Consider the following 20,415-nt stretch of genomic DNA (forward strand, 5'->3'; position numbering starts at 1 on the left):
CCTAAATCAAGTTCTTTGCGGCAAGGAAGTCAGCAATCTTCTTCGCAGCATCCTGCGGCTGCGGCTCAGAGATAACCTCGCCGGCCGTGCGCGGCGGGCGCTTGGAAGATTCGGTAACGGTCGTGGTGGGCGCAATGGCTTCGATGCCTAGGTCCGCCACGTTCAAAGTGGTGATCTCTGCCTTCTTTGCAGCCATAAGTCCCTTGAAGTTGGGGAAACGCGGCTTATTCGCCTTATCGGTGACGGACACAATCGCAGGAAGGGCGGCCTCGAGCTCCCAGGTTCCGCGGGCGTCTTCGCGGCTGCCTTTTACCGCGCTGCCCGAAAGTTCTACCTGGTGCAGCTCGGTCAAGGCGGGCAGTTGGCGGTATTCAGCGAGCAATCCAGCCAGCGTTCCGGTCGAGGCATCGGAAGCCTCATTGCCCAAGGTGATCAGTTGGACATCCTCTAGCGTGTTAATCGCTGCGTTCAGGGTCCACGCGGTAGACAGTGCATCGGCGCCGGCCAGTGCGTCGTCAGATACGAGGACCGCGTCATCTGCACCCATCGCAAGCGCCTTGCGGAGGGCCTCATCTGCTTGTGCGGGGCCCATCGTTACAGCGACAACACGGTAGTTTTCATCCGGATTTTCATCGCGCAGGCGCAGCGCCTGTTCCACGGAGTATTCATTAATCTCATCAATGATGTTGTCCACGGAGGTGCGATCCAGGGTGTGGTCATCCTCCAGAGATTTGGTGGACCACGTATCCGGTACATGCTTGACCAGAGCCACAATCGTTGGCATTGGGGGCACTCACCTTTCCGATAGATTTATATTGCGTAATTCTCTTCGGACGATAATACTCGGGGTTGGCAGAGCAACGCGATACCCTGTGAGCCAATTCGCGTAATGATAACCGCGAAAGGCCGCGTTCCCTTCAACTTCATCTGTTTCCTTAGCTGGTCAGGGTCAACATCGACGCCGCGCACAAGGATTTCTAGGCTGCCTGCATCATAGGCCTTTAGTACAGATTTTAGGCGCTTTAGGGGGACCTTTTCTATGAATGGAAATCCCGACGTTCCCTGTGGAATGCGCTCGCCCGTCAGGTACGCAATTCGCGGATCAATCTGCCACAAGCCCTCGCGCGCCGCGTAGTGCTGCACGAGTCCAGCGCGCACCACTGCCCCATCTGGATCAATGAGGAAGGTGCCGATGTCGCCAGCCTCAGGCAGGTTCTGCTCTTCATCCGTGAGGACGTCAACTGTCTCGCCCTGAATCATCACCGCGTGCCTGCCCGTTCCGAGGCCTGGTGTGTAGAGGCACGATTCCTTAACTGCCCCATTGACGCTGCTGACGGTGACCAATCCGTCCCAGTCACTAAAATCAAGGCCGGGTGCGCACTTAATGGCCAGGTGTGCGTCCCGGTGCGCGGCGATCAGGTCCGGTAGCGGTGGCAGCAAATCCTCCGGACGGGAGATGCGACGCCCCGCCTTTCTGCGGGCGGGATCGGCGATAATGACGTCCGCTGTGGTGGTTGTGGTGAGTGCATCTGCTTGAAACAAGGCGTTAGAAGCCAAATTATGCCGGGCCATGGCAAGGCGCGAAGCATCGATATCGGAGCCGAAGTAGTCAAGGCTCGTTCCATAGCCTTCGGTACCGATGGAGCACGTGACATCGTGCACGGTGCGCATTCCCCGCTGCCGCAGGAACTCGGACCGATAGCGCGCAACCGACAGCGGGGTGGCTTGCTGGGCGGAATCGGCATCCATAAGCCAGGTCTCGGGCAGTTTTCCGCCCCGCCGGGCAGTAAGTAGCTCCATGGCGCAGCGCGCATAGTCGCCGTAGGCTGCTTTCAGCTTTTCCAAATCCTTCAACTGCGAAGCCTTGCTCAGATCCAAGTCCAAGCTAGCCAGTTCGGCGTTATGTTCACTTAAGAAACGGACTTCATCGAGGTTAAAACTCATATGCGCTCTGTAGGGGTGGTGGCGAAATATTCCGCGTACTGCGGGTCATCGCGGGGATCGCCGATGACGGGGCGAAGGTCGGACGAGGAGGCATCATCAAGCACCTCCTGGACGGTGGAGTACTTGCATAACCGTTGCATTTGCGCCCATGTAGGAACTACGAGGCGGACGAGGCCTGCCCGCCAGCCCTCTAGGATGAGCTGCGGCGAAAACCACCCGGCATCATCTGCTTCGTGAGTGTCCCCGTCCGGCTCCTGCCCGCTCGGAAGCAGGCCAACGAAGAAAAAAGTATCAAACCAATGGTTTTTGCTTTGCCCCACCCACCGAGCCCAGGGAAGGAGCATATCGGCATCGACGCGCATCCCGTTATTGCTAAGGAACTCGGTGAAGGAGATGGTGTGGCTTTCTAGGAGCCTGCGCTCGCGGTGATACCGGCGCGCATTAGAAATCGTGCCGTCATCCCGGATCGCAAACAAGGTACCGGATTCCTCGAAGAGCTCGCGGGCCGCGGCGAAGACGAGGGCGTGGGCCTTGTACTTGGTGACTCCCATCCGCCGAGCCATAGCCACAACGGACTTTCCGGCCCACAAATCACCGGAATCCCACGAACGCGGTGGGAAATCGCGCGGGTCTACCCCACCGCCGGGGAATACGGCATGGCCCGGGTAGTTACGCATGGTGCTCACGCGTTCTTGGACCCAGACCTCGAGCCCGTCGGGGCCATCGCGAAGCAAGAGCACGGTCGCCGCCATGCGCCCACCATTGAACCCGGTGGTATCGCTGGCGTCGATCGCATCGAGCCGGTCATGAATCTGGTTGTTCATTAAGATATCCGGCGGGCAAAGTACCGCTGCCCAATGCGATCTACTTGGATGGGCTGGTGGAAGGCCTGAGACAAGTTCTCCGAGGTCAGCACGGAGTTAATGAGCCCCTTCGCTACTACTTCTCCGTCATCCAGAAGCATCGCGTGGGTAAAGCCGTACGGGATTTCTTCCACGTGGTGGGTAATCATGACGATGGCCGGGGCATCCGGATCCATCGCGAGATCGCCCAAGTATCCCACGAGGTCTTCGCGCCCGCCGAGGTCCATGCCAGCAGAAGGCTCATCCAGGATGAGCAACTCCGGATTGGACATCAAAGCGCGGGCGAGGATGACGCGCTTCTTCTCGCCTTCCGAAAGCGTCGTCCACGTACGGTCCTTTAAGTGGCTAGCGCCAACCTGGGCCAAGATGTCATCGGCGCGGGAAAAGTCCATGTCTTGGTATTCTTCGCGCCACCGGCCCAAGACCGCGTAACCGGCAGAAATGACGAGGTCATAGACCCGCTCATCCGCGGGAATGCGCGATTGCACGGCGGCGGAGGAAAGACCAATCAGCGCGCGCAGATCACGCATATCGGTCTTGCCAATTTGCTCGCCCATCAAAAAGGCCGTGCCCTTGGAAGGAAATTCCTCCGCGGCCGCCATACGTACCAGGGAGGTCTTTCCGGCACCGTTCGGCCCGATGATGACCCAGCGTTCATCGAGTTCGACCTGCCAGTCCACGGGCCCTACCAAGTTATTGCCACCGCGGCGAAGCTCCACGCCACGGAAGTCGATGAGCCAGTCTTGATCAGTTGGGGTTACGTCGTTCACGCCTTCCATTGTGACTGATCTATTCACCGCCCGCAGTAATTGACACAGCTCCGCCGACTTTAATACAGCGCGCTTGCCAGCTTCGTGCGCGCTTCAAGAACGCGCGGATCATTGCCGGCAAAGAGGCCGAAGAGCTCGAGCAGGCGTTCCCTGAGCTGCGCCTTCTCATCGCCGGCGGTGACTTTCATGGCCTCGATGAGGCGGTCAAAGGCCTTTTCAGGGGCACCTGCCACCACTTCGGCATCGGCGGCACGCATTTGCTTGCCGATGTCCCCCTTATCCCCATCCGCAGCAGCAATCGGGTCCTCGGTTTGATTGGCCGGGTCCAGCCGCTTGAGAAGCTTCGTTGTGTCCCGCGCCTGCTTAATCTGCGTATTATCCGGTTCCGCTTCCAAGATGGATTCGTAGACCTTGATCGCGCCATCGAAATCGCCGGAGTTCAGGAAGGATTCTGCCTCCTGCAGGCGAGGGTCATCCTCTTCTTCCTCCTCTGCTGCGGACGGTGCGGACTCAAGCCCCTTGAGCTGCGGTCCGACGTTTTCTACCAAGCTATCCAGCCACTGCTTGAGGGCCTCCTTCGGTTGGGCTCCCTCGAAATTGGTCAGCGGTTGGCCGGCGCCAATGGCCACCACGGTCGGCAGGTTCTTCACGCCGAAGGCCTGCGCGACCTGTGGAGTGGCGTCCGCATCCACGTAGCCTACGAGGAAGCTTAAGTTTCCCGCCGCGGCTAATTCCTGCAGGTCCTGCTTCAGCTGGTCGGATTGGGTAGAGCGCGAGGTGCCAATGAGGACGACGACCGGCACCTCAGTGGAGCGGCGCACCACCTCGGTCTCGAAATTCGCCTCGGTGACGGTAAAAAATGGCTGGACTCCGTTAGACTGCGGCTGCTCTTGTGCCTGCTGGCGGGCTTCCGCACGGGCCTTGACCTGGCTGAGATCGAGGGCGCCGCCTACATAAGCATTATTCGCAGAAGTCATTAATCCTCCTTAGCTAAACGACGATTCACGGCGTCTACTTTATCTGTCAACTGATTCGTCACGCCTTCGCGGATATCGGCCTTAATAACCAACGAGGTGCGCGGCGATACCGCACGTACCGCTTCGGTGGCCTTCTTAATCGTGCCGAAAACCTCGTCCCACTCGCCTTCTACAAGGGTAAACATGGCGTTGGTTTCATTAGGCAGGCCGGATTCCCGCACCACGCGGACCGCCTCCGCCACGGCATCGGCCATCTCGCCGGAGTCATTATCCACCACTGCGGGTGCTACTGAAAATGCAACAATCATGCCCGTAAGTCTACCTTCGCTCCCAGCAATGCCGGTGCCAATGACGGCGGTCATCGCCCTGCCTGCCGGTATCGCGCGGCCAGGCGACGATGTGGGCAACCCCAGGCGGAATATTTTGGTTACACCCCGGGCAAATATAGAATTTTTGCGCCCGCGCTGAACCGATGTGCCGCATGATATACGGCTCCCCGTGCGTCCAGCTGGGGCCCTCGACCGTCTGCGAACCAAGGAAGGTAGAGCCGTCCTTGGGCAGCGGCCGGAATTCCTGTGGTTTCCGCCTATTTCGCCGTGGCATTAAAACAACCGCAATTCTTTCGACTCGAGCCCGCGCAGCTCTTGGTAATCCAAGACCACGCAGCGGATGCCGCGGTCTTCGGCAAGCGTTCGGGCCTGTGGCTTAATCTCTTGCGCAGCAAAAATGCCAGATACCGGAGCGATTAGTTCATCGCGGTTCAATAGCTCAAGGTAGCGGGTTAATTGCTCTACGCCGTCGATGCCACCGCGCCGCTTGACCTCCACGGCAACATTCCGGTTATCAGCATCTTTAGCCATGATGTCCACTGGGCCAATAGCCGTGGGGTACTCGCGGCGCACAAGGGTGAAATTAGAACCCAGCGTGTCGATCTTTTCGGCCAAAAGCTCCTGTAGGTGCGCCTCCACGCCGTCCTTTACCAGGCCGGGGTCTTCGCCCATCTCGTAGGAGATATCCTCGTGGATTTCCGCGATAGTGATGCGCAATTGCTCACCTTTTGGGTTTTCCACTAGCCACAAGACCTCGCCGGTGTCATTGCCATCCACGTCCTCGATGACGGATTCACTCACCGTACACGGCGGCGTCATCCAATTGAGGGGCTTATACGCGCGGTCATCGGCATGCACCGATACCGAGCCGTCTGCTTTGACGATGAGCAGGCGGTCCGCCAAGGGCAGGTGGGCGTCGAGCCGTCCCACGTAATCAACTGAACAACGGGCGATTACTAAGCGCATGGCTACTACCCTAGCCTGTTGCTATTGACGCTTGGACTGCCGGGTGGCTCGCTCCCGCAATTGCTTGTAATCAAAGCGCTGTTGCCGCTTGGACGGCGCAGCCTCGACCCAGGCTTCGAAGGCCATGATCCCGCGGGCATCGGAAGCCAGCTCGTATTCCGCATCCCCGGTACTAAAGTGCACTACCTCGGTGGCATCAGACATGAAAGAAGCCTCGTCATCATCCAAAGAACGGGAGTTCAAAATGGTGATGTCGAGGCGATTAAACCACAGGTTATAGCGCGGAAATACAGAGCGCAGTTTGAAATATTCAACAACTTCTCCGGTATAGCGCAGCACGCCATGGCGCCAAGAAAAGCTATCCTTCGCCGGCATTGAGCGCAACAACACCGCGGTTCCGCGCGAGCGCAGAGTAAAAAATCGCAGGGCCGCCAGCAGAACTACTAGCAATACCACCAACGCTAAGGCCCACAGGACCACCGAGATAACCGTTGAATTCATGGGCTCCACACGCCATCCTTGGTTAGTGAAAGAACAATTATTTGGATTGTAGCGCCTGATTCCGCCTCCGCGCCAATAAGAAAAGGCAAAGAAAACGTGAAAAAGCGCACCGGATACATTCCAGTGCGCTTTTCTGAGAGCAGGAAGGGCGGCTATTGCTGCCCTCTCCTACCAATCCAAGGTTTATTCAGCCTTTGCTGCGCGGCGAAGTGCACGCAATGCAGCCTCACCGCGGGACTTGGTGAGCTCATGAGCCGAAGAGGAGTCCTCTTCCGCCTGGGCCTCATCCACCTCATCGGACCAGATGGCCCAATCAGCGAGGACGGTAATCTTGTCCTGGGTAACGGAGAGGAAGCCACCCTGGACGGCGGCAACGCGCCGCGCGCCATCAACTGGGTGGATGGTCACTACGCCATTGTCGATCAACTGACCGATCACAGGCTCGTGACCGGGAAGCACGCCGATCTCACCCTCGGTGGTCTCAGCCGTCACTATGGAGGCCTGACCAGACCACAATGAGCGCTCGACGGAAACCAATTCGGCGGTGATGTCAGCCATGTGCCTCTCCCTACTTCTCGTTCAACTTCTTGTATGCAGCTTCGACGTCGTCCAAGCCACCCAAGCCGTTGAAGGCCTGCTCTGGGTAGTGGTCAAACTCACCGTTGCAGATGCGCTCGAAGGCATCGATGGTGTCCTGCAGCGGCACGTAGGACCCCTCCAGACCAGTGAACTTCTGCGCGACGAAGAAGTTCTGGCCCAGGAAGCGCTCGATACGGCGGGCACGCTGCACGGTCACCTTGTCTTCTTCAGACAGCTCGTCCATACCAAGGATGGCGATGATGTCCTGCAGTTCCTTGTTCTTCTGCAGAATACCGATGACGCGCTGTGCTACCTCGTAGTGCTTCTCGCCCACAATGCCTGGCTCGAGGATACGAGAGGTAGAGGTCAGCGGGTTCACTGCCGGGTAAATACCCTTAGAAGCAATGGCACGGTCCAGCTCGGTCGTCGCATCCAAGTGGGCGAAGGTCGTGGCTGGGGCCGGGTCAGTGTAGTCATCGGCAGGCACGTAAACGGCCTGCAGAGAGGTAATGGAACGACCCTTGGTGGAGGTAATGCGCTCCTGCAACACACCCATCTCATCAGCCAAGGTTGGCTGGTAACCCACGGCGGAAGGCATGCGACCCAGCAGGGTGGATACCTCGGAGCCGGCCTGGGTGAAACGGAAGATGTTGTCGATGAACAGCAGCACGTCCTGGTTCTGCACATCGCGGAAGTACTCCGCCATGGTCAGGCCGGACAGGGCCACGCGCATACGAACTCCTGGTGGCTCGTCCATCTGGCCGAAGACAAGTGCGGTATCCTGCAGAACGCCCATCTCTTCCATTTCCAGGAAGAGGTCGGTGCCCTCACGGGTGCGCTCGCCGACGCCGGCGAAGACCGACGTACCGGAGAACTCGCGGGCAATACGGGTAATCATTTCCTGAATCAGGACCGTCTTACCCACACCTGCACCACCGAAGAGGCCAATCTTGCCGCCCTTAACGTAAGGGGTCAGCAGGTCAATGACCTTAATACCGGTCTCGAGAATCTCGGTCTTGCCTTCGAGCTGGTCGAACGCTGGTGGCTCGCGGTGGATGCCCCACTGCTCGCCATCGCGGCCGAGGCCTGGCTCATCGAGGCAGTCACCGAGGGCGTTAAAGACGTGGCCTTTGACGACGTCGCCGACGGGAACGGAGATAGGCTCTCCGGAGTCGACTACCTCGGCGCCACGAACGAGGCCATCGGTAGGTGCCATGGACACGGTACGAACGAGGTTGTCACCGAGGTGCTGAGCGACCTCGAGGGTGACGGTCTTTGCCACAGCTTCGAGCTTAATCTCGACGTGGAGTGCGTTGTACAGGGCCGGAAGTGCCTCGCGTGGGAATTCCACGTCCACCACCGGACCGATGACGCGCACGACACGACCGGCGACTGCCGAAGACTGTGCATTCTGCTCTTGCAGAGCTGTAGTCATAATCTAGTCACTTTCTGCGCTGTCAGATAGCGCGCCAGCGCCACCGACGATCTCTGAAATTTCCTGGGTAATCTGCGCCTGACGGGCCTGGTTGGCCACGCGAGACAGGTCATTGACCATCTCGGTTGCGTTGTCAGTAGCAGATTTCATAGCTGTACGGCGTGCAGCGGACTCGGAAGCCGAAGCCTCCAAGAACATAGCAAACAGGATACGCGAGACGTACTGCGGAAGCAGCGCTTCCATCAGGGTATCCGCGTCCGGTTCGAACTCGAAGTCCGCGGAAATGTTTTCCGTCGGCTCCGGATCTTCCAGTGCGGAGTCACCCATCTCGTACTCCTCGCCCTGCACTACCGGCTCAACAGGCAAAAGCTGCTGCGCACGCGCGGTTTGAGTCAGCATGGATTCAAACTCGGTGTAGACCACGTGCACCTGGTCGAAACCGGTAACACCTGCGCCTTCACCTTCCGCATGCAGGCCCTCGCGGCCCTTGGTAGTGCCCTTCGAACCAGCAACGAAGCCATCGATCATGTGGCGACGCACATCGTGGGTGCCCTCCCAGGTTGGATCCTGAGAGAAACCATCCCAGCTGCCTGCTACCTCTTCCTCGCGGAAGTTGTAGTGGCCGATGCCCTTGCTGCCGGTGACGTAGCGAACTACCTCGTAGCCCTTGCTTTCGAGGAGGGCCTTGAGCTGGGCTGCCTTCTTGAAGACGTTGTTGTTGTAGCCACCGCACATGCCTCGGTCAGAGGTGATTACGAGAATCGCGGCGACGTTGCCGTCTTCACGCTCGCGCAGCATAGGGTGCTCTAGCGTCGACGCTGCAGCCAACCTGTTCATGACATTGGTCAGCTCAGTCGCGTACGGCTGAGAGGCTTCCACCCGAGCCTGCGCTTTGGTAATGCGCGAGGTAGCAATGAGCTCCTGGGCTTTAGTGATCTTCTTAGTCGAGTTCACGGACCGAATGCGGTCGCGCAATTCGCGAAGATTAGCCATCGTTTCTCCTCCCTTCTTTCATATAGACGGTTAATTACGAGAGCTGAACTCTACTTAGCCGTCTTCCGGGAGACGTTGAGCTCGGTGCTTTTCACGTCATTTTCGTCCAAAGGATCTACAGGCTCTTCGGTACCCAAGTTGTGGCCCTCGGAGGTGCGGAACGTAGGAGCGAACTCCTTGGCTGCGGCCTCGAGTGCTTCCTTGGACTCATCGCTGAGCGCCTTGCCGCCGGCGATCTGCTCAAAGACCTCTGGAGTATTGGCGTTGAGGTACTCGTGCACCTCGGCCTCGAAGCGGCGAACGTCTTCGACGGGAACGACGTCGAAGACGCCTGCCTCGGCGAGGTAGATGGATACCATCTGGTATTCCACCGGCTGCGGCGAGGATTCGGACTGCTTCAGCAGCTCGACCAAGCGAGAGCCGCGCTCCAGCTGTGCCTTGGAGGCAGCGTCCAGGTCGGATGCGAAGGCAGCGAATGCCTGCAGGTCACGGTATGCAGCCAGGTCAAGACGGAGGTTACCGGCAACCTTCTTCATACCCTTGGTCTGTGCCGCACCACCAACACGGGAGACGGACACACCGACGTTAATAGCCGGGCGAACACCCTGGTTGAAGAGGTCGGACTCCAAGAAGACCTGACCGTCAGTAATGGAAATGACGTTGGTCGGAATGAAGGCACTGACGTCATTAGCCTTGGTCTCGATGATGGGCAGTGCGGTCATGGAGCCGGCACCCATGTCATCGGAAAGCTTGGCAGCGCGCTCCAGCAAGCGGGAGTGCAGGTAGAAGACGTCGCCTGGGTAAGCCTCACGTCCCGGCGGGCGGCGCAGCAACAGCGAAATTGCGCGGTATGCCTCAGCCTGCTTGGTCAGGTCATCGTAGATGACCAGGACGTGGTTGCCCTGGTACATCCACTGCTGGCCCAATGCAGCACCGGAGAACGGTGCCAGCCACTTGTAGCCGGCGGAATCAGAAGCTGGGGCCGCCACGATGGTGGTGTAATCCAGCGCGCCGTGCTCCTCAAGGGTGCGGCGCACGCTGGCGATGGTCGAGCCCTTCTGGCCGATGGCGACGTAAATACAACGGACCTGCTTGTCCTTGTCGCCGGACTCCCAGTTAGCCTTCTGGTTCAAAATGGTATCGATAGTAACCGCGGTCTTACCGGTCTTACGGTCACCAATGATCAGCTGACGCTGACCACGGCCGATCGGGGTCATCGCATCGATAGCCTTGATGCCGGTCTGCATTGGCTCTTCAACCGGCTGGCGCTGCAGCACCGAAGGTGCCTGCAACTCGAGGACGCGCTCCTCTTCGCTTTCGATTGGGCCCAAGCCGTCGATGGGCTGGCCCAGTGGGTTAATAACGCGGCCGAGGAAGTCCTCGCCCACGGGGATGGAAAGGACCTCTCCGGTCCTCTTAACCTCGTCGCCCTCCTTGAGGGACTCGTAGTTACCCAGGACCACGACACCAATGGAATTGGTATCAAGGTTCTGTGCGACGCCAATTACGCCGCCGGGGAACTCGAGCAGCTCATTCGCCATAACGGATGGCAGGCCAGAAACCTGCGCAATACCGTCAGCTGCCGAAATGACCACGCCGACCTCCTCACGGGAGGCCTCCGCGGAGTAGCTCGAGGTGTAGTTCGCAATCGCACTACGGATCTCGTCGGAGGAGATCGTCAGCTCCGCCATGTTCTTCCTGCTCTCGGTAGTATCTTCCAGCACTTACTTAAATCGTTTCTGTCGTTTCGGCTACACCATCTGGGCACGGAAGCGGGCAATCTTGCCTGCCGTCGAGCCGTCAATGATTTCATCGCCGACGCGGATGCGCATGCCACCGAGGAGGCTGGTGTCAACCTCAGAGTGAATGGACATCGCACGACCATAAATTTTGCCCAGCTTCTCAGCGAGTACTGCCTGCTGGCCTTCATTCAATTCACCCGCAGCGACAACGCACGCGATGGTGCGATCCTGCAGGGCTGCTGCAGTATCGGCCAATCCGGCTACGTCATCAATCGGGTTTTGCTCTGGGCGGCTGATGGCCTGCAGCGCGAGCGCCTCAGTAAACATCGTTACCTTGCCGTAGAGCACGTTTGCCAGCAATCCGCGCTTGCGTGCGGATTCAGCAGTTCGATCGGAAAGCAGCTGGGTAAGCTCGCCCTCGCGGTCCAGAATCTGCGCCAAACGGAAAAGCTCGTCTTCGACCTGGCCCAATTGGCCCTGCGCCTCGGCGGCGCGCAGCAATGCGCGGCGGCCCAAGGATACAAGCCCGTTGACGAAGTCCTTCGGCGAAGACCATTGGTTCGCCGCAGCTTCCTGCAGGATGCTCAGTGCACCGGCAGAAATCTTGGAGCCAAAGAGATTCTCGGCCAAGGACTTGCGTGCTTCAGCCGGGGCTGCAACGTCGATGAAGGATACGCGCAATTCGCGGTCCCCATCCAAAACGTCGACGACCTCGAAGATATCCAGGCCCGCTTGGACTGCACTAGCGACATTCTTATCGCCAGCGAGGATTTCATCCACACGGGATTGTGAGTTCGCGAGTGCTTCGCGGCTAGCTGCCTTCATAGTTGCCTACTTTCCGGCCGGTGCCACAGAGTCGAGCTCGGACAAAAAGCCATCGATGGTAGAGGACTTCTTGGAAGCGTCAGAAAGCTCGCCGCCCAGAATCTTTTCTGCCAGGTTGATGGAGTTCTGTCCCATTTCGGAACGCAGCTCAGTAACAACCTGCGCACGAGAAGCTTCCAACTGCTTTTCGCCATTGGCGACGATGCGGCGGGATTCCTCTTCCGCTTGGCTCTTCGCGTCAGCCTCGATCTGCTTGCCGCGCTCGCGCGCCTGCTCGCGGATCTCGGCTGCCTCTGCGCGGGCATCAGCCAGCTGAGCATTGTACTTTTCTAGAGCAGCCTTGGCCTCGGCCTGCTGGGCCTCAGCGCGCTTCATGCCGCCCTCAATCCGGTCTTCACGCTCTTCGAGCAACTTGGTGTAACGAGGAAGCACGAACTTCCAGAACAACCAGAGAATTACGATAAAGCACAGCAAAGACCAGAAAATGTCATAGTTCTTGGGCAGAAGAACGGAGAAGCTACCCGAACCTGGGTTCTCCTCGCCCTCTGCTGCAAGCATATAAACGACGTTATTCATAGGTCTCCCGTCTTAAAAGTTTCGGTTTGGAAAACTCGTACTTTTAGAACAGGAAGCCGGCAACCAGGCCGATAAGGGCCAGGGCCTCGGTGAAGGCGATACCAAGGAACATGGTGGTACGCAGCTGGCCGGCCATCTCCGGCTGGCGAGCCATAGCCTCAACGGTCTTGCCGGCGACGATGCCGATACCGATACCTGGGCCGATAGCAGCCAGGCCGTAGCCGATGGTGCCGAAGCCTTCGAACGTCGTAGCAGCATCCTGTGCCAGAATGATTTCGTTCATGGTGAAAGTCGTTCCCTTTCGTAAAAATCTTCAGTCCGAACCGGACCGAATGTCAGTGTTGTGTAATTAGGTGGATTACTCGGTCGCGCTCGTCGACCTCGTCCTTAGTGCGAATCAGCGTGCAAGGACAACTCGATGTACACCGCCGTCAACAAAGCGAAGATGTACGCCTGCAAGAAGATAACCAGAATCTCGAACAGGCTCATAGCCAAGCCCAAGACCACGGTCAGCCCAGACAGGACGGTCCAACCATTTAGCTGCCAGAAGAAGAAGTTCGTAGCAGAGAAGAGAAGAACCAGGATGATGTGTCCAGCAAGGAAGTTCGCCATGAGACGAATTGCAAGGGTAACCGGTCGCAGAATGAACGTAGAGAAGAACTCAATCGGTACCACCAAAAGGTGCAATGCCGGTGGCAAGTTCGGAATCACTACGGAGGAGCGAATGAACTTACCAAAGCCGTAGCGCTTGGCGCCGGCGTAAATCATGACGATGTACGAAACGGCTGCCAACACAATTGGCATACCAATACGACCGTTGGGCGAGACGTTAAGTCCCGGGATAACGGTCGCGACGTTCATAAACAGAACCGCGAAGAAGATGCTAGCGATAATTGGCAGGAATCGCTTTCCCTCCTTCTTACCCAAAATGTCCTCGGCGATGTGGACGCGGACGAAGTCGACCGCGTTCTCGCCCACATTCTGAATGCCAGAAGGAACCAACTTAGGGTTCTTAAAGGCAGCCCAGAAAAGGATCACCACAATTAGCGTCATCAAAATGCGAATCAGCATCAGGCGATCAAGCGCGAACCATCCGTCGGCGAAGTCACCGAAAAACAGATGGTCGGCATCAATTTGCCCCGGGAAGAATTCTTCACCTAGATCGGGCGTATGGAAGTGCCCTTTCATAGCCAATGTTGTAACGCTCAGCGTTCTCTCCCGTGTTCGGGCCACACAGCCATTAGCTGGCTTCTGTGGTGCGATGGACGTCTCAAACTCTCTGCCTTGAACACGGACTCCGTCGCACATCAGCGTGAACAAGACAGGGATTTACCGTGCAGGATAAAAGCGCAACACTTAACCCCGCGGTAACCCGAAGCAAATCGTATCAGCTGGATCAACAGTTTTCGCACGTGGGGGCCCCATAAGCCACACCCGATACCGCCATATCCGCCTTTTGGCAGACAAAACCGCGCTATTCCTGCCTAATTCACAAACGTGCATTTGATCACACCCCTAAGCCAACACACCTCCTCGGGGGTGGCGGCCTGCCATTAATGCCAGCATGCAGGCACAAAAAGGCCGTCGCGCACCACCCCAGTGCGCGACGGCTAAGCCCTAATGTGGGCACGAATTAGGACACGTAGGTGACCCGAGAGGTGACCACGGCCCAGACTTCGGAGCCTAAGGTAACGATGAGCGCGACGACGACGGTAAGAAATAGCGCCCACGTGTCATAGAAATCCATGTCCCGGATAATGGCCAGCACGCCGATAAGCACGATCAGCTTGATAAGCCAGCCGCCCAATACCACCGCGATAGTGGTAGAGGGGGTCGAGTTCGCGGTAAAGAGGACCGACAGCGCGGTAAACAAGACAAAGCCGCCGCCGAGAGCAGCGCCGACGATAACGCCCCAGAGCCCGGCGACACCTTGTGCCCCTCCCCAGACGGCGAGGGAAATGATGGTAAAGATGCCGAGAGCGGTAGCCCCTTTCTTTACGGCGCGCTGCAGCGGCACGCGCGGGTCATCGAAATTAGCATTTTCCGTTGTGTCACTCACGGACATTCACCCTACATCACGCGCTCGCAGAGTCATGCAATACGCAATCATCCGATGACCGGAGGCCAATCTTGCCCTGCCGCAGTGGAATCAGCGTCGCGCCAAAGGCAACCAATAATGCCGTGATGGACAAGCCGACCGCTACCGGGGCCGGCACGATGGAAAAGGACACCGCACCGAAGGCCACCGCGGATACCCAGAGGTACAGCACGAGCACAGTGCGCCGGTGCGTATGCCCCAACGACAACAGGCGGTGGTGGATATGCGCCTTATCCGCAGAAAATGGCGAACGGCCTTGGGACAGGCGGCGAATGACCGCCCAGACAAGGTCTAAGACTGGAATAAACACTGCTGCGATCACCACGAGGATGGGCGACATTAGCGCCACCATGTCCACGGTGCCGTACAGGGACATATTGATCTTGCCGGAGGCCGAAGTAGACGCTGCGGCGAGCAAGAGCCCGATAAGCATGGAGCCGGAATCGCCCATAAAGATTCGCGAAGGTTCAAAGTTATGGGGCAAAAAGCCCGCACACATCCCCACCAACGCGGCGCTGATGATAGCAGGTGGATACGCCGATACCGCCCCGCCCTGGTCATGCAGAACGGTGAGCGAAAAGACCAAGATGGCGCCACCGGCGATGAGGCCAAGGCCAGCTGCGAGGCCATCGAGGCCGTCGACGAAGTTGATAGCATTGATAAGCAGAACGGTGAAAAACGCGGTAAGCAGGGTGCTTTGAATCTGGTCGAGCACTACCGTGGTGCCGCCACCGAAGGGGATGAAAAGCAGCGTCCACGTCAGGCCCAGGCCACTCATGAGCGCGGCGGCAAAGAGCTGCCCGAAAAGCTTGATGAGGGCGCCGAGCTCTAGGTAGTCATCGGCAACGCCGACAAGCACGATGGCCAGCGCCGCCCACATCACCGCACTCATCTCCGGGGTGACGGGCATAAACCCGCGAGTCAAGGCTGGAAGCTGGGCTGCGAGGAATATCGCCGCGCCAAAACCGGTAAACATGGCGAGCCCGCCCATGCGGGGCGTGGGCTGGGAGTGGGAATCACGCAGGCGAATTTCTGCCACCCGGCCCGTGCGGACCAAAAAGGACCGCACCACTCCGGTGGTCAGGTAGGTAAATGTCGCTGCTACGAGGATGACCAAGGCCAACTCGCGCAGCGGTACGCCAGTGCCGCTCACGCGAAATGCTCCTTCTATCCTTGGGGCCGGGTCCGCAGGGAATCAGCGGAGACGCCGAGGACCTCACCGATTTCCTCCGCGGATAATGCACCCTCGCGCAGTAGGTATGGATGATCACCGGAGAGATCGATAATGGTCGAGGGCTTGCCGATGTCCGTTTCTCCCCCATCCAAGTACACGGTGACGGCCTTGCCCAATTGGTCCTTGGCCATTTGCGCCGTAGTTGGTGGTTGGTGTCCGGAGATATTGGCAGATGAAACCGCCATCGGTCCTACCTCGCGCAAGAGCTCGATGGCAATCGGGTGAAGGGGCATCCGCAGCATGACGGTGCCGCGGGTATCTCCCAAGTTCCACGGCAAGGATGGCGCCTGTGGCACCACGATGGATAGCCCGCCTGGCCAAAAGGCCTCGACGAGGTCGCGGGTGGAATCGGGGTACGAGGCGACGAGTCCGCGCACGGTATTCCACGAGCCAACGAGCACGGGAACCGGCATATCCGGCCCGCGCTGCTTGGTGGCGAGCAGGTTGGCTACCGCGTCATTATCGAAGGCATCGCAGCCCAAACCGTACAGCGTATCGGTGGGCATGACCACGAGCCGCCCAGACTTTGCGGCCTTGGTGGCGATGCTCACGCCTTCCTCACGCTCGGTGTCATCGGCGCAATTATAAATTTTTCCTTGCATCAATTATCCCCTTCTTGCCCGACGGTGATGCCTTAGTCTACCGCGCGCTGAGCGGTAATAAAGCGCGGCGTGCCTGTTAAGTCCCTAAGCGGCGCGATATGGGCAAAGCCACCGTGGTCACGCACCGCATCGCGCACGGCATCGCCAGTCGTATCGTCGTGTTCAATCGCCATGAGCCCACCGGGCCGCAAAAGCCTGGCGATGGTGGGAATCAACCCGCGGATTACTCCCATGCCGTCATCGCCACCGAAGACGGCCACGTGCGGATCGTGATACACCTCCAGTTGCAGGTTCGGATCTTCCGGTACATAAGGCGGGTTGGTCACTACGAGATCGACCGTGCCATTCCAGTCCGCCAGAGTCTGACTGTCGGTCGCGTCCGCCTGCACCACCTCTACCCCGGTGCCGAGAGTATTGGCGCGGGTGAACTCGAGGGCGGCATCGGAAAGCTCTACTGCCTTAACCTCCGCCTGCGGTACGTAATGCTGCAGGTAGAGCGCCAGCGCGCCCGAACCCGAGCACAAATCCACCATGCGCGGGCCTGGTGCGTGGTGGACCGCCCAGTCCGCCATCACCTCCGTTTCCGGGCGCGGAATGAACACGCCTGGGCCCACCTTTAGGTCTAGGGGCCCAAACCACGCCGTACCCAGCACGTATTGCAGCGGCTCGCGCTGTTCCCGCCTGCGCAAAAGCGCCTCAAAAGCCACCTCGAAGCCGGGCATGGGTGGCTCGTGCAGCGGGATATCCAAATGCCCGCAGTGAATGAGGTGGGAGATGAGGATCCGCGTATCCCACTCGGGACTTCCTACTCCAGCAACGCGAAGGCGCTGCACCCCATGGCGCAGCGCCTCACCGTACGATTCCATCGACCGCGATTACCCCTCGGCCTCAAGGCGCTCGGCGCGCTCCTGGTCCTGCAGGGCCTTGATGAGATCCTGCATATCGCCGTTTAGCACGGAATCCAGGTTATTGGCCTTGTAGCCAATGCGGTGATCCGTGATGCGGTTTTCGGGCCAGTTATAAGTGCGCACGCGCTCGGAGCGATCCATGGTGCGCACCTGGGAGGCGCGCTGCTCGCCAGCCTCGGCCTCGCGGGCCTCGCGCTCCATCTGGTCCAGGCGAGCCTGCAGCACCTGCAGGGCGCGGGCCTTGTTCTGGATCTGCGAACGTTCCTTCTGGCAGGTAACAATCAACCCCGTGGGCAGGTGGGTAATGCGCACCGCGGAGTCGGTGGTGTTCACGCCCTGACCACCCTTACCGGAGGAGCGGTACACATCGACGCGGATATCCTTGTCATCGATATTGACCGATTCCACCTCTTCGGGCTCCGGGTACACCAGCACGCCAGCAGCGGAGGTCTGGATGCGGCCCTGCGATTCCGTGACCGGCACGCGCTGCACGCGGTGCACGCCGCCCTCGAATTTGAAGACGGACCACGCGCCATCGCGCGTCGGAGACTTAGCGCGGAAGGAAATGGTCATGTCCTTTACGCCGCCCAAATCGGACTCGTTAAGGCCCAAGACCTCCCACTTAAAGTCGATCTTATCGGCAAAACGCTCGTACATGCGGGCCAAGTCGCCGGCAAAGAGCGCGGCCTCTTCGCCGCCGGCGCCGGCCTTGATCTCCATGATGATATCTTCCGAGTCCTGCTCATCGCGCGGGGCGAGCAGGTCAGCCAGCTTTTCTTCCAGCTCTTCCACCGACGCTGCTAGGCGGTCCGCTTCTTCCTGGAAGTCGTGGTCTTCATAAGCCATCTCCTTGGCGTCCGCGAGATCCTCGCGCGCCTGGGTCAGCTCCTCGTTGACCTTGATGATGGGGCGCAGCTCCGCGTACCGCTTGGATAGCTTGCGAAAAGCCTGCTGATCGCCGGCGATTTCTGGGTCGCCCATCTGCATTTCAATGCCCTGGTATTCCGACACAATGTCATCAACCATGGAAACTTGATTAGACATAGTCTTCCTCGTCCTTATCCGCAGCCATCGGTGCAGAAGAAGCCACCTGCATGAGGAACTCGCCATTCGAGCGGGTCTTCTTAAGCTGCTTGATCAACAGGTCAATTGCCTGGTGGGAATCCAGGGCCGACAGGATGCGGCGCAGTTTGGTCATGATGCGCGCCTCTTCAGGCACCAGCAGGAGCTCGTCCTTGCGGGTTCCGGAGGGGTTGACATCCACAGCTGGGAATACGCGGCGTTCCGAGATCCCGCGGTCCAGCTTCAATTCCGCGTTGCCCGTCCCCTTGAATTCCTCGAAGATGACGGTATCGCCGGTCGAACCGGTCTCCACCATCGCGGTGGCGATGATGGTCAGCGAACCGCCCTCTTCGATATTGCGGGCAGCGCCCAAGAAGCGCTTTGGCGGGTAGAGCGCATTGGAATCCACACCACCGGACAGGATGCGGCCCGATGCCGGGGAGGAGTTGTTGTAGGCGCGGCCCAGGCGGGTAATGGAATCCAGCAGCACCACGACGTCCTTGCCCTGCTCCACCAAGCGCTTCGCGCGCTCGATGGCCAGCTCGGAAACGGAGGTGTGCTCTGAGGGCGGGCGGTCAAAGGTGGAAGAAATGACCTCACCCTTCACGGAGCGCTGCATGTCCGTGACCTCTTCGGGGCGCTCATCCACCAGCACCACCATGAGGTAGCACTCAGGGTTATTGGTGGCAATCGCATTCGCGATATTTTGCAAAATCGTGGTCTTACCGGCCTTTGGCGGCGAGACGATGAGCGCGCGCTGGCCCTTACCAATCGGCATGATCAGGTCGATGACGCGGGTGGTGAGGATCTTTGGATCCGTTTCCAAGCGCAGGCGCTGGTTGGGATACAGCGGCGTGAGCTTATTAAAGTGCGGGCGCTGCTTGGCCTCTTCTGGATCGATCCCATTGACGGTATCGACCTGCACCAACTGGTTGTACTTGCGGCGGTTGCGGCCATTGCCGTGGGTGTGGGTAGGTCCAGCCACCTTCACCTGACCAGTAATGGCATCGCCAGAGCGCAGGCCCAGCCGGCGCACGATGTTTTTATTAACAAAGACGTCCGCATCGCCCGCGCGGTACCCGGTGGTGCGCAGGAAGGAGACGTTATTGTCTACAACATCCAAGATGCCGCCGACTGCCTGCAGCTCATCGCCCTCGCGCACCTGCAGGTCATTGCCGCCGCCGTGGTTATCATTATTACCCCGGCCACCCCGGCGATTCCGGCGGTTGCGACGGCCACGGCGGTTACCGCGGTCAAAATTATTATCGTCATTGCGATTATTGCGGTGATTATTATCGCCGTTCTTCTCGCCCTGCTTGTCTCCCTGATTATCGGAGCCATCCTGGGAGTCATCGCGGCGATCCTGGTGGCGATTCTGGTTCTGGTTGTGCGCGTCGCCCCGGTTGTTGTCACTCCGGTTATTCTCGCCCCGGTTATTATCGTCCTGCTCTAGACGCTCCTGGCGGCGGGCGCGGTTGCGGCGGGCACGGCGGGCCTGCGACCGCGATTCATAGCGCTGGTCGTCGCTGTTGTCCTTGCGGTCTTTGCCGCGGTTGTCCTGCTGTTCGCTGGACTTGCCGTTATCGCTCTCGCCGCGATCGTCCTTCTTAGACGGCTTATCTTTCTGCTTGGCAGGCGCCGCATCCTTAGCGGATTTCTCGGCCTTCTCGGCCTTTTCTACCTGCTCTATTTTTGCCTTCGCCTTTGGGGGAACCTGACCGGTCTTAATGGCGGTGATGAGATCCCCTTTGCGCAGGGCAGAGACGCCGCGAAGGCCGCGCTCGGCAGCCATTTTGCGCAATTCCGGCAGCTTCAGGGATGCGAGATCCTGTGCCGCGGTGTTGTCCGTATCGCTCACGGATATCCTTTCGTTGCTTGACCAGGTCCATAGTTGGGATCCGCCCTCCCCCCACTTCAGGGAAGCTTGGGCGGGTGCACTGGAAGCCGATGTGTATTTTTCTTATCTTTTCGCCCTCGTGCCAAGGCGCTAGCGCACCCTGCCGGGCAATAA

Annotated in this window: 23 protein-coding genes; all 23 read right to left on the reverse strand. The window is 59.0% G+C overall.

Annotated elements, in window-relative coordinates:
• Position 1 precedes the first annotated feature (1 nt).
• The 23 genes from ACP8KU_RS06560 to rho all read right to left on the reverse strand — a co-directional run bounded on the left by ACP8KU_RS06560 (position 2) and on the right by rho (position 20,262).
• Entirely contained in the window at positions 2–784 is a 783-nt protein-coding gene (locus ACP8KU_RS06560; protein WP_126318830.1) for an electron transfer flavoprotein subunit beta/FixA family protein, read from the reverse strand.
• Positions 785–810: 26 nt separating this feature from the next.
• A complete protein-coding gene (locus ACP8KU_RS06565; protein WP_474901654.1) occupies positions 811–1,944 on the reverse strand; it encodes a THUMP-like domain-containing protein in 1,134 nt (377 codons plus the stop codon).
• Positions 1,941–2,768: an NUDIX hydrolase gene (locus ACP8KU_RS06570; protein WP_005280210.1), complete on the reverse strand. Its 828-nt coding sequence runs from the start codon at positions 2,766–2,768 to the stop codon at positions 1,941–1,943. Before ACP8KU_RS06570 ends, ACP8KU_RS06565 begins: the two co-directional genes overlap by 4 nt.
• The gene (locus ACP8KU_RS06575) at positions 2,768–3,586 is read right to left on the reverse strand and encodes an ABC transporter ATP-binding protein (protein WP_284638293.1); all 819 of its coding nucleotides are present in this window, start codon (positions 3,584–3,586) and stop codon (positions 2,768–2,770) included. The genes ACP8KU_RS06570 and ACP8KU_RS06575 overlap by 1 nt, the downstream gene beginning before the upstream one ends.
• A gap of 50 nt (positions 3,587–3,636) precedes the next feature.
• Positions 3,637–4,554, reverse strand: coding sequence for a tetratricopeptide repeat protein (locus tag ACP8KU_RS06580; protein WP_126318826.1), 918 nt, complete (start codon positions 4,552–4,554; stop codon positions 3,637–3,639).
• A complete protein-coding gene (locus tag ACP8KU_RS06585; RefSeq protein ID WP_034653892.1) occupies positions 4,554–4,862 on the reverse strand; it encodes a thiamine-binding protein in 309 nt (102 codons plus the stop codon). The genes ACP8KU_RS06580 and ACP8KU_RS06585 overlap by 1 nt, the downstream gene beginning before the upstream one ends.
• 10 nt (positions 4,863–4,872) lie before the next feature.
• Positions 4,873–5,157 carry a hypothetical protein gene (locus ACP8KU_RS06590; protein ID WP_081445490.1) on the reverse strand — a complete coding sequence of 95 codons (285 nt, stop codon included), beginning with the start codon at positions 5,155–5,157 and terminating at the stop codon, positions 4,873–4,875.
• Positions 5,157–5,849: an endonuclease NucS gene (gene nucS, locus ACP8KU_RS06595; protein ID WP_005280206.1), complete on the reverse strand. Its 693-nt coding sequence runs from the start codon at positions 5,847–5,849 to the stop codon at positions 5,157–5,159. The genes ACP8KU_RS06590 and nucS overlap by 1 nt, the downstream gene beginning before the upstream one ends.
• 21 nt (positions 5,850–5,870) lie before the next feature.
• Entirely contained in the window at positions 5,871–6,350 is a 480-nt protein-coding gene (locus ACP8KU_RS06600) for a DUF2550 domain-containing protein (protein WP_005280203.1), read from the reverse strand.
• Positions 6,351–6,533: 183 nt separating this feature from the next.
• Positions 6,534–6,908 carry a F0F1 ATP synthase subunit epsilon gene (locus tag ACP8KU_RS06605; RefSeq protein WP_005280202.1) on the reverse strand — a complete coding sequence of 125 codons (375 nt, stop codon included), beginning with the start codon at positions 6,906–6,908 and terminating at the stop codon, positions 6,534–6,536.
• Positions 6,909–6,918: 10 nt separating this feature from the next.
• The gene (atpD, locus tag ACP8KU_RS06610) at positions 6,919–8,364 is read right to left on the reverse strand and encodes a F0F1 ATP synthase subunit beta (protein ID WP_005280201.1); all 1,446 of its coding nucleotides are present in this window, start codon (positions 8,362–8,364) and stop codon (positions 6,919–6,921) included.
• 3 nt (positions 8,365–8,367) lie between these two features.
• Complete coding sequence (locus ACP8KU_RS06615; RefSeq protein ID WP_005280200.1) at positions 8,368–9,357, reverse strand: F0F1 ATP synthase subunit gamma; 990 nt, start codon at positions 9,355–9,357, stop codon at positions 8,368–8,370.
• A 50-nt stretch (positions 9,358–9,407) separates the two neighbouring features.
• On the reverse strand, positions 9,408–11,048 hold the full coding sequence (gene atpA, locus ACP8KU_RS06620) for a F0F1 ATP synthase subunit alpha (protein ID WP_484484159.1): 1,641 nt from the start codon (positions 11,046–11,048) through the stop codon (positions 9,408–9,410).
• Between the two features lie 60 nt (positions 11,049–11,108).
• The gene (locus ACP8KU_RS06625; RefSeq protein WP_484483485.1) at positions 11,109–11,924 is read right to left on the reverse strand and encodes a F0F1 ATP synthase subunit delta; all 816 of its coding nucleotides are present in this window, start codon (positions 11,922–11,924) and stop codon (positions 11,109–11,111) included.
• A 6-nt stretch (positions 11,925–11,930) separates the two neighbouring features.
• Complete coding sequence (locus ACP8KU_RS06630) at positions 11,931–12,500, reverse strand: F0F1 ATP synthase subunit B (RefSeq protein WP_005280197.1); 570 nt, start codon at positions 12,498–12,500, stop codon at positions 11,931–11,933.
• A gap of 43 nt (positions 12,501–12,543) precedes the next feature.
• Positions 12,544–12,783: an ATP synthase F0 subunit C gene (locus ACP8KU_RS06635; RefSeq protein WP_005280196.1), complete on the reverse strand. Its 240-nt coding sequence runs from the start codon at positions 12,781–12,783 to the stop codon at positions 12,544–12,546.
• A 104-nt stretch (positions 12,784–12,887) separates the two neighbouring features.
• On the reverse strand, positions 12,888–13,688 hold the full coding sequence (gene atpB, locus ACP8KU_RS06640) for a F0F1 ATP synthase subunit A (protein WP_005280195.1): 801 nt from the start codon (positions 13,686–13,688) through the stop codon (positions 12,888–12,890).
• A gap of 445 nt (positions 13,689–14,133) precedes the next feature.
• Positions 14,134–14,565 (reverse strand): Cg1360 family ATP-synthase-associated protein, encoded by a 432-nt coding sequence (locus ACP8KU_RS06645; RefSeq protein ID WP_005280194.1) that lies wholly within the window; start codon positions 14,563–14,565, stop codon positions 14,134–14,136.
• A 10-nt stretch (positions 14,566–14,575) separates the two neighbouring features.
• Positions 14,576–15,751, reverse strand: a complete 1,176-nt coding sequence (locus tag ACP8KU_RS06650; RefSeq protein ID WP_005280193.1) for an MraY family glycosyltransferase — start codon at positions 15,749–15,751, stop codon at positions 14,576–14,578.
• Between the two features lie 14 nt (positions 15,752–15,765).
• Entirely contained in the window at positions 15,766–16,434 is a 669-nt protein-coding gene (locus ACP8KU_RS06655; protein WP_005282416.1) for an L-threonylcarbamoyladenylate synthase, read from the reverse strand.
• A gap of 32 nt (positions 16,435–16,466) precedes the next feature.
• Positions 16,467–17,300 (reverse strand): peptide chain release factor N(5)-glutamine methyltransferase, encoded by an 834-nt coding sequence (gene prmC / locus ACP8KU_RS06660; protein WP_237801052.1) that lies wholly within the window; start codon positions 17,298–17,300, stop codon positions 16,467–16,469.
• A 9-nt stretch (positions 17,301–17,309) separates the two neighbouring features.
• A complete protein-coding gene (prfA, locus tag ACP8KU_RS06665; protein WP_005282411.1) occupies positions 17,310–18,386 on the reverse strand; it encodes a peptide chain release factor 1 in 1,077 nt (358 codons plus the stop codon).
• Positions 18,379–20,262, reverse strand: coding sequence for a transcription termination factor Rho (rho, locus tag ACP8KU_RS06670; RefSeq protein ID WP_284632019.1), 1,884 nt, complete (start codon positions 20,260–20,262; stop codon positions 18,379–18,381). The genes prfA and rho overlap by 8 nt, the downstream gene beginning before the upstream one ends.
• Positions 20,263–20,415: the final 153 nt, after the last annotated feature.

Source organism: Corynebacterium sp. LaCa_282 (assembly GCF_057198125.1).